The 13705-nt window shown below is 72.8% G+C and carries 14 protein-coding genes; 8 read left to right on the top strand and 6 right to left on the bottom strand.

The annotated features are described in order from the left end of the window. The first annotated feature begins 68 nt into the window (after nucleotides 1-68). The gene (locus AB0I29_RS25590) at nucleotides 69-623 is read left to right on the top strand and encodes a PadR family transcriptional regulator (RefSeq protein ID WP_357486852.1); all 555 of its coding nucleotides are present in this window, start codon (nucleotides 69-71) and stop codon (nucleotides 621-623) included. Beyond that, nucleotides 620-1630, top strand: a complete 1011-nt coding sequence (locus AB0I29_RS25585; protein WP_357486850.1) for a zinc-binding alcohol dehydrogenase family protein — start codon at nucleotides 620-622, stop codon at nucleotides 1628-1630. The genes AB0I29_RS25590 and AB0I29_RS25585 overlap by 4 nt, the downstream gene beginning before the upstream one ends. A gap of 30 nt (nucleotides 1631-1660) precedes the next feature. Here AB0I29_RS25585 and AB0I29_RS25580 read toward each other — a convergent pair whose 3' ends face one another. After that, on the bottom strand, nucleotides 1661-2173 hold the full coding sequence (locus AB0I29_RS25580) for a hypothetical protein (protein WP_357486848.1): 513 nt from the start codon (nucleotides 2171-2173) through the stop codon (nucleotides 1661-1663). A 1-nt stretch (nucleotide 2174) separates the two neighbouring features. Then, nucleotides 2175-2816 carry a sigma-70 family RNA polymerase sigma factor gene (locus AB0I29_RS25575; protein WP_357486846.1) on the bottom strand — a complete coding sequence of 214 codons (642 nt, stop codon included), beginning with the start codon at nucleotides 2814-2816 and terminating at the stop codon, nucleotides 2175-2177. Between the two features lie 45 nt (nucleotides 2817-2861). Between AB0I29_RS25575 and AB0I29_RS25570 the strand changes: the two genes are divergently transcribed. Then, complete coding sequence (locus tag AB0I29_RS25570) at nucleotides 2862-3263, top strand: hypothetical protein (RefSeq protein ID WP_285101972.1); 402 nt, start codon at nucleotides 2862-2864, stop codon at nucleotides 3261-3263. Nucleotides 3264-3380: 117 nt separating this feature from the next. On the opposite strand, the gene AB0I29_RS25565 is transcribed toward AB0I29_RS25570, so the two are convergent. Then, on the bottom strand, nucleotides 3381-3935 hold the full coding sequence (locus AB0I29_RS25565) for a small multidrug efflux protein (protein WP_285101973.1): 555 nt from the start codon (nucleotides 3933-3935) through the stop codon (nucleotides 3381-3383). 161 nt (nucleotides 3936-4096) lie between these two features. After that, the gene (locus AB0I29_RS25560) at nucleotides 4097-5533 is read right to left on the bottom strand and encodes an SLC13 family permease (protein WP_357486909.1); all 1437 of its coding nucleotides are present in this window, start codon (nucleotides 5531-5533) and stop codon (nucleotides 4097-4099) included. Nucleotides 5534-5736: 203 nt separating this feature from the next. On the opposite strand from AB0I29_RS25560, the gene AB0I29_RS25555 reads away from it, so the two are divergent. The 3 genes from AB0I29_RS25555 to AB0I29_RS25545 all read left to right on the top strand — a co-directional run bounded on the left by AB0I29_RS25555 (nucleotide 5737) and on the right by AB0I29_RS25545 (nucleotide 9206). After that, entirely contained in the window at nucleotides 5737-7470 is a 1734-nt protein-coding gene (locus AB0I29_RS25555) for an ATP-binding protein (RefSeq protein WP_357486844.1), read from the top strand. Next, nucleotides 7467-8159, top strand: coding sequence for a response regulator (locus AB0I29_RS25550; RefSeq protein ID WP_357486842.1), 693 nt, complete (start codon nucleotides 7467-7469; stop codon nucleotides 8157-8159). Before AB0I29_RS25555 ends, AB0I29_RS25550 begins: the two co-directional genes overlap by 4 nt. Nucleotides 8160-8756: 597 nt before the next feature. After that, nucleotides 8757-9206 (top strand): nuclear transport factor 2 family protein, encoded by a 450-nt coding sequence (locus AB0I29_RS25545; RefSeq protein WP_357486840.1) that lies wholly within the window; start codon nucleotides 8757-8759, stop codon nucleotides 9204-9206. Between the two features lie 45 nt (nucleotides 9207-9251). Here AB0I29_RS25545 and AB0I29_RS25540 read toward each other — a convergent pair whose 3' ends face one another. Beyond that, entirely contained in the window at nucleotides 9252-10064 is an 813-nt protein-coding gene (locus AB0I29_RS25540) for an alpha/beta fold hydrolase (protein WP_357486838.1), read from the bottom strand. A 131-nt stretch (nucleotides 10065-10195) separates the two neighbouring features. Between AB0I29_RS25540 and AB0I29_RS25535 the strand changes: the two genes are divergently transcribed. Further along, on the top strand, nucleotides 10196-10984 hold the full coding sequence (locus AB0I29_RS25535; protein ID WP_357486836.1) for an MBL fold metallo-hydrolase: 789 nt from the start codon (nucleotides 10196-10198) through the stop codon (nucleotides 10982-10984). A 7-nt stretch (nucleotides 10985-10991) separates the two neighbouring features. Here the strand turns inward: AB0I29_RS25535 and AB0I29_RS25530 are convergent, their stop codons facing one another. Then, on the bottom strand, nucleotides 10992-11972 hold the full coding sequence (locus tag AB0I29_RS25530; protein WP_357486834.1) for a DUF5937 family protein: 981 nt from the start codon (nucleotides 11970-11972) through the stop codon (nucleotides 10992-10994). 94 nt (nucleotides 11973-12066) lie between these two features. On the opposite strand from AB0I29_RS25530, the gene AB0I29_RS25525 reads away from it, so the two are divergent. Continuing rightward, entirely contained in the window at nucleotides 12067-13287 is a 1221-nt protein-coding gene (locus AB0I29_RS25525; protein WP_357486832.1) for an MFS transporter, read from the top strand. The last annotated feature ends 418 nt before the right edge of the window (nucleotides 13288-13705 follow it).

The raw sequence follows: 13705 nt of genomic DNA, 5'->3' as shown, positions 1-13705 counted from the left end.
CCTCCATCGGTGCTGTCGCCTCATGGTACTACGATTCGAGGTATCTCGAAACGAGGTATGATCCTGGTGTGATCGAACTGATGATCCTCGGCTTCCTCGCGGAGCGGCCGCAGCACGGGTACGAGCTGCGCCGCCGCATGGAGCAGCTGCACGGGTACGCCCGCACCATCAGCGACGGCACCCTCTACCCGGCCATCGCCCGCCTCGCGAAGGCCGGGCTCGTCCGCCGCGCCACGGAGCCCGGCAGCGCCGGGGCGCCGCGCCAGACCCTGACGATCACCGACGCCGGGCGGGCCCGTCTCCTCGACCGGCTGCGCCAGGTCGACGGCCACGACATCACCGACGGCAGCCGGTTCTTCGTCGTGCTGTCCTTCCTGTCCCTGCTGCCCGACCGGGCCGAGCGTGACGCCGTCCTGCGCCGTCGCCTCGACTACCTGGAGCAGCCGGCCAGCTTCTTCTACGACGGCGACCGGCCGCTGCGCGCAGCGGACGTCGCCGACCCGTACCGCCGCGGCATCCTGCTCTCGGCCCGTGCGACCAGCCGCGCCGAGCGCACGTGGATCCGTGAGCTGCTCGACGACACCACCCGCCAGGACGACACCACCCAGAAGGCCGCACGATGACCGAGACCATGCGCGCCGTCGTGCTGGACGAACCCGGCCCGGTGACCAACCTGCACGTCCGCGACCTCCCGGTGCCCGAGCCCGGGCCGGGCCGGGTACGGATCCGCGTCGAGGCTTTCGGGCTCAACCGGTCCGAGCTGCACACCCGGTTCGGGTTCGCCGGCGACGCCGTCACCTACCCGCGCGTCCTGGGTATCGAGGCCACGGGCACCGTGGACGCCGACCCCACCGGCACCTTCACCCCGGGTCAGCAGGTCATGACGATGATGGGCGGCATGGGCCGCTCCTACGACGGGGGCTACGCCCAGTACACCTGCGTCCCGGCCGGCCAGGTCATCCCGTTCCGGTCCGAGCTGCCGTGGGCGACCCTCGGCGCGGTCCCCGAGATGCTGCAGACCGCCTACGGGTCCCTGACCGTCGGGCTGGACGCCCGGCCGGGGCAGACCCTGCTGGTGCGCGGCGGGACGTCGTCGGTCGGCATGGCTGCCGCCGTCCTCGGCAAGCGGATGGGGATGACGGTCCTGTCGACCACCCGGAACGCCGGCAAGCGCGAGGCGCTGAAGCGGGTCGGGGTCGACCACGTGCTGATCGACGACGGTGACGTGGCGCGGCAGGTGCGCGAGCTGCTGCCGGATGGCGTCGACGGCGCGATCGAGCTCGTCGGGACCCCCACGCTGCCCGACACCCTGCGCGCCGTCCGGGTCCACGGCACCGTCTGTTTCACGGGCATGCTCTCCGACGAGTGGATCGTCAAGGACTTCTACCCCATCGGGTACCTGCCGTCGGGTGTCCGCCTGACCGGCTACTCGGGCGAGGCCGAGAACCTGCCTGCCGCCGTCCTGCAGGGATTCCTCGACGACGCCGCCGCCGGACGCGCCGTGATCCCCGTCGACCGGGTGTTCGGGCTGGACCAGGTCCGCGAGGCGCACACGCTCATGGAGTCCGGCGACGCCCGCGGCAAGCTCGTCGTCCTGCCCTGGGACGGCCGAGGACCCGTCGTCCGGTGAGCCGCGGGCGGTCGGGTCACGGGTGTCGGGTCACGGCCGGATCCCGGCCCTGTCGCTCGACGGGGAGGGCACGTCGCAGGCGTCCGACGGCAGGTCGTCCGTCGTCGGCTCCGGCGTGGCCGACGGCGTCGGACGTGCCGGCGAGCACTCGCGCGGGTCCGGGCTCGGCTCTTGTGCCGGCGGCTGGGTCGGTCCGGTCTGCTCGGGTGCCGGGGACGCGGGAGGCGTCGACCCGGGAACCGTCTCGCCGGACCCGGACCAGAGCATCGCGGTGCCGACCCCCGCGCCGCACAGCAGCGCGACGGTCGCGGCCAGTGCCCAGGCGGTCGCCCGACGACGGGGGCGCGCGGGCCGCTGCCCGGGCGTCAGGATCTCCACCCGGGGCTCGGCGTCGTCGTCCACGGGGAGCGGGTCCGCACTCACCCGGCCGTGACCGGACGTCACGGCGTGGACGCGGGCCAGGTCCAGCTCCTCGTCGACCTGGTCCAGCGCCCGGCGGGCACGTGCCAGGGGATCGCCCTGTGCTCTCGTCAGCGCTCTCATGTCAGTCCTCCTGGCCTTCGGTCACGGTGCGGTACGCGGCTCGCAGCCGCCGTCGGGCCCGGTACAGGCGGGTGGCCGCGGTCGTCGCCGAGCAGCCGAGCACGCGAGCCAGCTCCCCGGTGCTGAGCTCGGCGGCCGCCAGCAGCTCGACCACCTCACGGTCGGCCGGACGCAGGAGCGCCAGGGCGCGGTGCAGGAGGTCGAGCTCGTCGACCAGCCGCGCGTCGTCCTGGCCGGGCGGTGCGGGATGTCGCACGGCCCGGTCCGCGAGGGCGGCCCGCCGCCGGTCGGCCCGGACCTGGTTGGCCAGCACCCGCCGGGCGACGGCGAGCAGCCAGGAGCGCGGCTCGTCGGGAATCTCGCCCTTGCGCCAGGCGATGAGGAACACCTCGGCCACGACGTCCTCGGCCTCGGCGGCGCTCAATCGCGTGCGCGCGTAGCGGTGCACGGCGCGTGCGTGCTCGTCGACCAGTGCCTCGGTCTGCTCCGGTGTCAGCGTGCCCCGTTCGAGGTCGCGAGGCTCGGCGTGAGTGGACAGGGTGGTCTCCAGTGGCGGGTGCGATGGCGGGCGCGGGTCTGCACAAGGGTCTGTGTCCGGCAACGCCCCCGTCGTCACAGTCTGCTCGTGTGGACCACGCCACATCCCGAAGTCGTGACGGATCGTGCCCCCGCGCACACTGACCGCTGCGTGACCATCAACCCGAACACACCCGTCCCATCGACCACCACCTCGGCCCCGCGCCGTCGTGCCACCTGGAGCTCGGCCGTGCGCGGCGTCACCGCCGCGGGCGGGGCGCTCGCCGTCGCGCTGCTGGCCACGGCCTGCACCCAGGCCAGCGCCGCCGTCCCGGAGGAGCCGTCGCCCGTGCCCTCGGTCGCCGCGCCGGAGCCCGCCGAGGACGTCGCGCAGCAGCCCGCCGAAGACGCGGCCCCGGCGCCCGCCGAGGCCGCACCGGAGCCCTCGGACGAGGGAGAGCCGTCGCCGGTCCCGGCCGCGCCGAGCGAGACCGGACTCACCGACGAGCGTGAGCCGCGGCCCGTCCCGACGGTCCCGGGCGAGCCGGAACAGGGTCTCGTCGTCACCGGCTGAGCCGTACCCCGACGACCTGGCCTCGGACGGGCGGGGGCGGTGGGTGCGGCGTACCGCATGCACCGCCCCCGCCCACACCTGTCCTCACGGTCGGCCGCCCCTGGTCACCCTCCTGGTTTACCGCACGGCCTGGAGCACGCCGCTGATGATGAGCGCGGTCAGCGTGGTCCAGCCGACGATCGCGACGGCCTGCCAGACGAGGATGCGGGCCTTGCCGACGCCGGAGGCGGCGAGCATGGTGGCCGTGAAGTGCGTGGGCAGCAGCAGCGGGCCGAGCAGGCTCACGCCGGGCACGCCGTAGCGCTCGTAGGCGCGCTGGAACTTGGCCCGCCGGGCGGTGCTGCGGTCGTTCTCGCGTACCTCCGACGCCGTCCGCAGGGTGGTGCCGCCGCCGACCGTCACGGCGTCGCGTGCCTGGACCTTCGCGCGGTGGCGGGTCACCACGGCGTTGCGGGCCCCGGTGCCGAGCAGCACGAGCACGGCGACGGTCAGGAAGTTGCCGATCATCGCGGCGACGGCGGCGACCACCGGGGGGATGCCGCCGAGGATGCCGATGGCCACCCCGCCCTCGCCCTCGATGAAGGGGATCGCGCCGGCGAGCGCGACGATCAGCGGCTGGAGAAGCTCGGGCACCCGCCCGATCAGGTTCTGGAGGGTGTCGACGAGGTCCATGGTGTGCTCCTGTCAGTACGGCCGCCGGGGTGTCTCCTCGGCGCTGACTCCAGTCCACCGCGCGGGCGCGCCGCGCAGAAGTGCCGTGCTGTCACCGGCTCCCGGGGCGTTGTGCACGCCCGGTCCATGACATGTGTCATGCCTGCGCGCACCGCCCTCGCTCAGCCGATGCCGATCGAGCCGACCGCGATCCCGACCACGAGCATCACCAGCGCCACCACCACGGCCCGCCACAGGACCTTCTTGTGGTGGTCGCCCAGGTTCACCCCCGCGAGCGAGATCAGCAGCAGGATGGCGGGCACCAGCGGGCTCTGCATGTGTACCACCTGGCCCGTGATCGACGCGCGGGCCATGTCGACCGGGTCGATGCCGAAGGCCGCGGCGCTCTCCGCGAGCACCGGGAGGATGCCGAAGTAGAAGGCGTCGTTCGAGAGGAAGAACGTCATCGGGATGCTCAGCAGCCCCGTGATCACCGCCGAGAACGCGCCGAGCTCGTCGGGGATGCTGCCCGACACCCACGCGGCCATGGCGTCGACCATGCCCGTGCCCTCGAGGACGCCGATGAGCACGCCTGCCGCCAGCACCATCGAGACCACGCCGACGATCGAGGGGGCGTGCGCCACGATGCGCTGTGCCTGGTCGGAGACCCGGGGGAAGTTCACGATGACGGCGACGGCGCTCCCGGCCATGAACACGTAGGCCAGCGGCAGCACGTCGGCGACGAGCAGCACCATCACGGCGGCCGTGAGCACGAGGTTGAACCAGAACATCCGCGGGCGCAGGGTGGAGCGCTGCGGGTCGAGCATGCTGTCGGCCATCGCGGTGTCGTCCGGCTTCACGAGCGTCTGGATGGCCGCGGACGAGAGCGGACCGAGCCGGGTGATGGTCCCGCCCGTGCCCCGCGGGCCGGTGGTCCTGGTCTCCACGCCGCCGACCGAGCCCGACCCCGGACCCGTGCCCGGACCTGCAGGCGCGGCCGCGTTCACGCCCTCCCCGGGCAGGTCGATCGTGCCGAGCCGGCGCCGCTCCAGCAGCCCGAGGTGCCACGAGAACGCGAAGATCACGGCGAGCCCGGCCAGCAGCGACGGCACCATCGGCACGAACACGTCGCTCGGGGACAGGTCGAGGGCCGCCGCGGCGCGGGCGGTCGGGCCGCCCCAGGGGAGGATGTTCATGGCGCCGTTCGCGAGGCCCGCGACGCAGGTGAGGACCACGGGGCTGAGGCCGAGGCGCAGGTAGATCGGCAGCATGGCGCTCGTCACCACGATGAAGGTGGTGGAGCCGTCGCCGTCGAGCGAGATCACCGCCGCCAGGAGGGCGGTACCCACGACGACCTTCACCGGGTCGTGGCCGACCAGCCGCAGGATGACGCGCACGAGCGGGTCGAACAGCCCCACGTCGATCATCAGGCCGAAGTAGATGATGGCGAACATCAGCAGGGCGGCGGTGGGGGCGAGGCCCCCGATGGCGTCCAGCGCCATGTCGCCGATCCCGAGGCCGGCACCGGCGAACAGCCCGAAGACCGTGGGGACGATGATCAGCGCGAGCACCGGGGTCATGCGCTTGGTCATGATCAGCACCATGAAGGTGGCGACCATTCCGAATCCGAGCAGAACAAGCACGGGAGACTCCTTCGTCTGGCCGGCTGGGGGGCGGCGGGTGCGATAACCCGGTCACCCTAGGAACGGGTCGGCCTCCGACGCGCGCTACTGCGCGTTCTGGCGGAATACCGCACAGAACTCGTTGTGCGCATTCTGCTCACGGCTCGGGCGGCGGCCGTGCGCGTGGTTAGCATGCGAGCATGGCGACGACGCATCCGCTCCAGCAGCCCGCCCGGGCGGCTGCCGTCGCGCCTGTGGCCGCCGGGGGACGCTCGGCCACCCCGTTCACCACCCAGGTCAACCGCTCGATCGTGGCCGCGATGATCGTGGTGTCGCTCATCACGCTCGGGCTGTTCGCGGTCACCGGGTTCAACCGGCTCGTGCAGCAGACCCAGGAGTCCGCGCTGCGCATCGCGCAGACCGTGGCGCAGACCCCCGGCGTCCGGGCGGGGGCCGAGGAGGAGTCGCGGCGGGAGCGGCCGTCGACCGACGCCGAGCTCGTGGCCGGCACCCTCGACGACTACGCCCGCGAGGTCGAGGACCGCACCGGCGCCCTGTTCGTGGTCATCACCGACGACACGGGGCGGCGCCTCGCGCACCCCAGCCCCGACGAGATCGGCGACCCGGTGTCGACCAGCCCCGACGCCGCGCTGCGCGGCGAGGAGACGGTGAGCTGGGAGCGCGGCACGCTCGGCGACTCGGCGCGGGCCAAGGTCCCCGTGTACGGGCTCGACAGCCCCGGGACGGTCGTGGGGGAGGTGAGCGTCGGGCTGCCACCCACCGAGGTGTGGTCGACCGTGCTGGCCGACGCCGTCCCGGTGGTGCTCTCGACGGCGCTCGCGCTCGCGGTCGGCGGGCTGCTCGCCCGGTTCATCACGCGCCAGCTGCGCGAGAAGACGCTCGGGCTCCAGCCCGAGGAGCTGCTCGCGCTGGTGCACGACCAGCAGGCCGTGCTCCAGGGTGTCGACGACGGCGTGGTCGGGCTGTCGGGCGACGACGTCGTCACGGTGTGCAACGACCGCGCCGCCGCCCTGCTCGGCCTCGACGACCCGGTGGGCCACCGGGTCGAGGAGGCGATCGGGCACGCGGGTGTCCTCGCGCGGATCGAGGCCGCCCGCTCGGTCACCCCGCCGGCCCCTCCGCTGGTCGTGGACGGGCGGCTGGTCTACGTCGACGTGCACGAGGTGCGGCGCGAGGGCCGGCTGCTCGGGCGAGTGGTGATCGTGCGCGACGTGACGGCGGTCGAGGACCTGTCCCGGCGCCTCACCGCCGTCGGCACCCTGGCCGGAGCGCTCCGGGAGCAGCGGCACGAGTTCGCCAACCGCATCCACGTGGTGACCGGGCTGGTGCGGGCCGGGGACACGGCCGAGGCCCTCGACTACCTCGACCGCATCGGCGAGCACGGCCCGGTGCGCTTCCCGATCGCCAACGCGGGCCTCGTCCGGGAGCCCTACCTGCAGGCCTTCCTGGGGGCGAAGGCGCTCGAGGCCGAGCGCCAGGGGGTGACGCTGCGCATCGGTCCCGACGCCGACGTCAGCGGGTCGCTGCTGCATCCCGAGGACGTCACCACCGTGCTCGGCAACCTCGTGGACAACGGCATCGCGGCGGCGGTGGCCTCGGAGCGCACTCCCCGCTGGGTCGAGGTGGAGGCGCTCCGGCACGGCGACGAGCTCCACGTGTCGGTCATGGACTCCGGCGACGGCGCGGCGTCCGATCCGCTCACGCCGGAGGCACGACCGGCGAGCGATCCGGGTCCGGGGGAGACCGGCGCCGCCGGGCCGGCGCACGGTCACGGCATCGGGCTGCGCCTGTCGGCCGAGGTGGCACGGCGGCACGGCGGCGAGCTGAGGCTCGCGATGGGCCGCACCGAGCGGCACGGCGCGGTCTTCGTGGCCCGCCTGGAGCGCCAGTTCGAGGAGGAGGACGGCCGATGAACGCGGCGAAGGAAGCAGGTCCCGCGATGCGGTTCCGCGTCGTCGTGGTCGACGACGACTTCCACGTCGCGCGGCTGCACACCCGCATCGTGGAGTCGGTCGAGGGCTTCGGGGTGGTCGCGACCGCGGGCTCGGCGGCGCAGGCGGCCGCGGTGATCGACGCCGAGGACCCGGACCTCGTGCTGGCCGACATCTACCTTCCCGACGGCTCCGGGCTCGACCTCATCGCCCGGCGGGACGTCGACGCCATCGTGCTCTCGGCCGCCGTCGCCACCGCCGCCGTGCGCAAGGCTCTCCAGCGCGGGGCGTTCGGCTACCTCATCAAACCCTTCGCCGACGACGACCTCACCGAGCTGCTCCGCGCCTACGGCCGCTACCGCAACCTGGTCGACTCGCAGGCCGAGCTCGACCAGGAGGCGGTCGACCGCGCCCGCCGGGTGCTCCACGGCGCGAGCGGCCGCGACGGTGCCGCGCGCCGCTCGCCCACGGAGACCGCGGTGCTGGGGGCGCTCGCCGAGGCCGGATCGGCACTCTCGGCCCCGATGGTCGCCGACCGGGTCGGGGTCTCGCGGGCGACGGCCCAGCGCTACCTCTCGGCGCTCGCTCACCAGGGGCATCTCGTGGTCGAGCTCCGGTACGGCTCGACGGGGCGCCCTGAGCACCGCTACCGCACGGCGGGGCGCGCGTAGCCCCGCGCGAGGACACCATCTCCATCCAGGGACTCCGCGGAGCGCCGAGCGGTGATCGACCAGGCCCGGGGGATGCTAATGACGGTCTACCCCGGGGGCATATCTCCTGGCGTGCGGAGAATGGCAAAAAAAATGCCTGAACATTGCCTCTCGGTGGCGCACAGGCAGGCGTGTCCGTGCAGTCATGTACGTGAAGTCTGCAGTGCTGGGCATTCTCTCGGGCCTTTCCCGAGGGCGATCGAATACCGGCCTGATACCTTTGATATTGACGATTCCCGTTCTGGGCGGGAATTGCCACGATATGGCTCCCGCCCTCCGCAAGTGCTTCGGGGAGAACGTGGTCAAGGTCCGCCGCGAGGCGGCGCGGGACGGGGGCTCGTGCGGTGCTCGGTACGACCTCTGTGCCGAGCACTTCGCGTGTCAGCCGGCACGGGCTGGTGACGCGCAGGTAAACAGTCGTGGCCCGTTCCGGCCAGTGGCCTGAGCCGGTCGCGCAGGCCCTTGCCTCTGGAGGGCTGCGGTCGCTAGACAGCCTCCATGCAGCCGGAAGTACCTGCCAGGTCGCCCCGGACGTCGAGTGACGAGACGGACGCCGGGATGACTGCTCGGCCCGCGACGCCGGCCTCCGTCGAGCTCGTGGCGGATCCCCCCGAGTCCGCCGTCCGCGTGGCCGTGATCGAGCTGTTCGCGGCCAGGATCGCGGGCGCCTCGCCACGCGATCTGGCGCAGCGGTTCGACGCGGACGTAGACCTGACGGTCCGCAGCGGTGACGGCGAGCCGCCCTGGAGCAGCCGGGGATCCGGCCGTGCGCGAGCCGCCGAGCACTTCGCCCGGCTCCGCGAGACGGTCGATCTCGAGCAGTTCGATCTCGTGACCATCCGCGCCTCCGGTCGCCGGGCCGTGGTGACGGGTACGGTCCGGGTTACCGTCCGTGCGACGGGTCTGGGGGCGGCCGGCGCCTTCGTGCTCGACATCGCCGTCACTCCCCACGGGCTGATCACGCGGTATCACCTGCTGGAGGACGGCTGGGCGGCCTCCGGCCACTAAGTCGAGCACCCCGGGCCTCAGGGGCGAGCGGCCTCCGGGGAGCGGCTACCCGTCGAGCATGCGAACCAGCTCAGGCCAGGCCATCTCGCCGAGCCGAGCATCTGTGGGTGCAGACCCGCCCCGGGCCATGCGCTGCCCAACGGTCGGAGCAGGCTCAGTCGGAAGGACCGCTCGATGACCGGCGCGCGGGTGCTCGACGACGGTCGTGACAAGCCCGGCCTGATCGCGCCGCGCTGCGATACGGCGTGCGTGGTCGACCGAGTCCCAGACTCGATCGTCTCCACCGGCGACCACGAGAAGCTCATGAATCCGCTCGACGGAGATAGCGGCCGCAGCCACCGCGTCCGGGTGAGCTTCACGGGACGCGACATACAGGCTGCGGAACTCGGGCGGGTCCGTGTCGGGAGTCCAGGTGGGGTCGAAAGGGACGAAGGGCAGCGGCGTGCCTGCCGTCGTCCAGTGCGACGTCTGTCGTCCGCCGGGTGCGATGCCGGCCCAGACGACGTCGGTCGGCGCGAACGCAGCGACGGCGTCGACACGCGGGTGAACCGTGCCGAGGAGGAGCGCGGCCTCCGCCCCGAACGATGTCCCGACAACAACGATCCGGTCGCTGTCGGCAGCCAACGAGTCGATGCGGTCGAGGAAGAGCTCGAGGGGGATCTCCCACGGTCCTGGGTTCTGCCCCGGGCCGCCGAACCATCGCAGCGACTCGCACGTCGCGCCCCGTTCCGCGAGCAGCCGAGCGCGTTCCGTGTCGACCCTTCCGCTCGATCCGGCCAGGACGAGCACGCCGACCCCGTTCGGGCGGTCGGGCATGAAGCGCACGCCCTCGGGCCCGACGAGATGGGTCTCCTTCATGGCCGGGACCCTACGCGACGGACCGGAACAGGGTCGCGGCCGGCCTCGTGTGCCCGACGTGCGAACCACACCGGCTCGGCGGCCCCGGGGCGCCGGTTGATCCGGCCCGGTCCGTCTGCTTGGGTCGGGCCATGGGACGGTGGATCGAGGCCGCGGACGGTGTGCTGGTGCGGCGGTACGCCGAGCTGGACCTCTCGGTCGGGCTCGTGGTGGGCGGCGAGTCGTGCCTGGTCGTGGACACGGGCGGGGACGCGGGGCAGGGTGCCGAGCTCGCCGCCGCCGTCCGCGAGGTGACGCCGCTGCCGTGGCAGGTGGTCCTGACCCACTCCCACTTCGACCACAGCTTCGGCACCGAGGCCTTCGGCCCCTGCGCCGTCTGGGCGCACCGCCGCTGCCGCGCCGACCTGGTGGCGACGGGCGAGCAACAGCGTGAGACCTGGGCACGGCGCTACCGCGAACGCGGTGAGCCGGAGGTCGCCGACCGCATCGCCGCGGTGCGCCCGGTCCTGCCCGACCACCTGGTCGACGACGGCGCCGAGCTGGACCTCGGTGGCCGCCGCGTCGAGCTGCGGCACTTCGGGCCCGCGCACTCCGACCACGACCTGGTGGTGCACGTCCCGGACGCGCGCGCGGTGTTCGCGGGCGACCTCGTGGAGCACGGGGCGCCGCCCCAGTTCGGTGACGCCTACCCCCAGGGCTGGCCGGCCGCGCTGGACGGCGTCCTCGCCCTGAGGGCGGCGACCGTCCTGCCCGGCCACGGCGACCCGGTGGGCCGCGACTTCGTCCGGACCCAGCGTGCCGAGCTGGCGCTGGTCGCGGAGCTCTGCCGGGAGGTGGCCGCCGGCCGGCTCGGACGGGAGCAGGCCCTGACCCGCTCGCCGTACCCGGAGGAGTTCATGGCGGCCGCGCTGGCGCGCTGAGGTCGCCTCAGGCGCCGGCGTCGAGGAGCGCCCGGCCCAGCGTGGTGGTGCTGTAGATGACGCGCCGGCCGTGCCGTTGGCGACCTACCAGTCCGTTGGCCCGCAGCACCGCGAGGTGCTGGGCGACGGCGCTGGGCGTCGTGCCCAGTTCCGTGGCGAGGTCCGTCGTGGTGGCAGGTGCGGTCAGGGCGTGGAGCAGGGCAGCCTTGCTCCGGCCGACGAGCCGGACCGTACCGTCGGACGCGGGTGTCCTGTCGACGACCGTGTCGAGACGGGCTATCCCGTGACAGGGATAGCGCAGGGTCGTCCAGGTGGTGGTGTTGCGCTTCACGATCACTCGGTCCGGTCCGAGTGCCACAGGGAGCAGGACGAGTCCTCCGGTTGCGGCGGCAGCGTCGCGCCGGTCGGTCAGGACGGTCAGGCGGCCGTCGGACCAGTCGAGGTCCCGGTGCAGGTCGGCGAACAACCGAGTTGCGCCGCCAGAGGTGAGCTGCGCGGCGCGGTGGGCGATGTCTGTCTCCAGCGTGGCACGGATTCGCGGCCAGTGCGGGAGAACGAGGCGGTCATGAGCCGCGCGGAGCTCTGTGGCCACCAGGGCGAGCCCTGCTGCTGGAGCATCGGCCAGCTCGCGGGCCGCGGGCGGTAGATCGTTCCCGAAGACGCGGTGCAGGCTTGCGACCACCTGCTGTGGCGTGGTCTGCCGCAAGGCGTCCAGGTCGTCGTCGATGCTGGTACGAGTGGTGGCTGGTGCCGGCAGGAGGAACTGGGGCCAGGACGGGCGGTCACTGACCACGAGCGGCCAGGTCGCCGCGAGCCGTAGCGGCCCCCGGGCCAGCTCGCCGCGGGCCCACCGCACCCACCCCCTGACCCGGGGAGCCGGCTCGGACCGGGCCAGCTGCTGCAGCCCGGAGATCGTCTCGGCCAGCGGCGAGACGGCGAACCGGGTACCCGCGAGGTCAGTCGTGCTGATCTCGATGCTCAGAGCCATGTCTCCATGATCATCGAGCCATGATGATCGACTCATGATGTAGCGCAGCGCTCAAACATGGTGCGGTGTCGTGCGTGCTCCCAGGCTGCGGGGCATGGCATCGACAGGGGACAGGCTGCCCGCCCGCTACTGGCGGCTGTGGTGGGCCGGAGCGATCGACAACGTCGGCAACGGCGCGCTGGTGACGGCGCTGCCGCTGCTCGCGGTCACCCTCACCGCCGATCCCCGGCTCGTCTCGATGGTCGCCGCGGCGAGCTTCGTCCCGTGGTTGTTGTTCGCGCTCCCGGCCGGGGCGATCGCGGACCGGTTCAGCCGGATCGCCGTGATGCGGTCAGCCCAGGCCTTCCAGGCGGTCGCGGTCACGGCCCTGGCGGTCCTGGTCGCCGCCGGAGCCATGGACGTCGTGGCGCTGATGGTCGCGGCATTCCTGGTCGGCGTCGGCCAGGTCGGCTACGGGATCGCGAGCCAGTCCGTGGTGCCGGAGATCGTCGAGCACCGGCTGTTGGGCCGGGCCAACGCCCGCCAGTACCTGGCCACGACCGTGGGGCAGAGCTTCATCGGGCCGCCCGTCGGAAGCCTCCTGTTCGGGCTGGCGATCGCCCTGCCGTTCGGGCTCGACGGGGCGGTCCTGGTCGTCTCCGCACTCCTGCTGGCGAGGCTGCGGGGCATGTCGCAGCCGCGCGGAGCCGTCCGGTCGGCAGGACCGGCGGTCATCGAGGGTCTGCGCTGGCTCGTCGGCCACCGGTTGTTGTGGACCCTGGCTCTGCTGCTCGGGGTCAACACGTTCTGCTTCCAGCTCGGTAACGTCACCCTGGTCCTGCTGGCGACCGGTGAGCTCGGTGTCAGCGTGGCCGGCTACGGCGTGCTCCTTGCTGTCGCCGCGGTCGGGAGTGTGCTCGGCGGCCTGCTGGCCGCCCGGCTCGTCACGGTGTTCGGGCAGATGCCCGTGCTGATCGTGGCGCTGGCCGTGAACGCCGTCGTGTTCGTCCTCCTGGGGCTCAGCCCCGACGCGTGGATCCTTGCCGCGCTGCTTGCTCTCAGCGGCCTGGCCACGGCGGTCTGGAGCGTCCTGACGGTCACACTCCGCCAGGAGCTGGTCCCGCTCGCCCTGCTCGGCCGGGTCAACAGCGTCTACCGGCTGCTCGGCTGGGGACTCATCCCGCTCGGTGCGCTGGCCGGGGGGCTGATTGCCCACGAGATCAGTGTTCGCGCCGGCTATCCGATCGCGGGAACCCTCCGGGCCGTCGTGCTGGTGGTCAGCCTGCCGCTCCTCCTGCGCGCCCACCGACAGGGACCGCGGCCGCAGTCGACCTGACTCGCGACCGACTTCCCCGCCTTTTCGACGAGTGGTCGCTGCGCGCTCGGGACCGCGAGACGTCTACGGCTTCGTCGCGCACGAGACAATGCCAACGATCAGGTCCGCGGAGGAGTGCTTCCCACGCGCGTGCTTCAGCCGTTCTTTCACAAGAACGGAAAGAGCTGGCCACCGCCGAAGCCGCTGCCGAAGCTTACTCCCAGGTCGGTGGACGTCAGGGCGACGGCCCTGTCGTCGGATCCGCTGTTCCAGTTGGTTGGTTTCAAGGGGTCAGCGGTCGTAGATAGTGAGGTTGTGGCGGATGTCGGCTCCGGTGCTGCGGTGGTCAGGTGGGGTGGGTCCAGGAGAGGTCGGGGTGTCGGGACCGGGTGCGGGCTCGAGCAGGTGACCGGCTGGGTCGATTCGCCGGGCGTGGTTG

The sequence above is a fragment of the Promicromonospora sp. NPDC050262 genome (assembly GCF_040655935.1).
Taxonomy (GTDB): domain Bacteria; phylum Actinomycetota; class Actinomycetes; order Actinomycetales; family Cellulomonadaceae; genus Promicromonospora.
The sequence above is the reverse complement of the archived record's forward strand: the minus strand, read 5'-3'. Positions and strand labels throughout refer to the sequence as shown.

Coding starts and splice junctions, on each gene's coding strand:
- AB0I29_RS25550 (WP_357486842.1), top strand. CDS start 7,467: ATGAACGCGGCGAAGGAAGCAGGTCCCGCGATGCGGTTCCGCGTCGTC.
- AB0I29_RS25530 (WP_357486834.1), bottom strand. CDS start 11,972: ATGGCTCTGAGCATCGAGATCAGCACGACTGACCTCGCGGGTACCCGG.
- AB0I29_RS25535 (WP_357486836.1), top strand. CDS start 10,196: ATGGGACGGTGGATCGAGGCCGCGGACGGTGTGCTGGTGCGGCGGTAC.
- AB0I29_RS25585 (WP_357486850.1), top strand. CDS start 620: ATGACCGAGACCATGCGCGCCGTCGTGCTGGACGAACCCGGCCCGGTG.
- AB0I29_RS25555 (WP_357486844.1), top strand. CDS start 5,737: ATGGCGACGACGCATCCGCTCCAGCAGCCCGCCCGGGCGGCTGCCGTC.
- AB0I29_RS25560 (WP_357486909.1), bottom strand. CDS start 5,533: ATGGTCGCCACCTTCATGGTGCTGATCATGACCAAGCGCATGACCCCG.
- AB0I29_RS25565 (WP_285101973.1), bottom strand. CDS start 3,935: ATGGACCTCGTCGACACCCTCCAGAACCTGATCGGGCGGGTGCCCGAG.
- AB0I29_RS25525 (WP_357486832.1), top strand. CDS start 12,067: ATGGCATCGACAGGGGACAGGCTGCCCGCCCGCTACTGGCGGCTGTGG.
- AB0I29_RS25545 (WP_357486840.1), top strand. CDS start 8,757: ATGACTGCTCGGCCCGCGACGCCGGCCTCCGTCGAGCTCGTGGCGGAT.
- AB0I29_RS25540 (WP_357486838.1), bottom strand. CDS start 10,064: ATGAAGGAGACCCATCTCGTCGGGCCCGAGGGCGTGCGCTTCATGCCC.
- AB0I29_RS25575 (WP_357486846.1), bottom strand. CDS start 2,816: ATGTGGCGTGGTCCACACGAGCAGACTGTGACGACGGGGGCGTTGCCG.
- AB0I29_RS25580 (WP_357486848.1), bottom strand. CDS start 2,173: ATGAGAGCGCTGACGAGAGCACAGGGCGATCCCCTGGCACGTGCCCGC.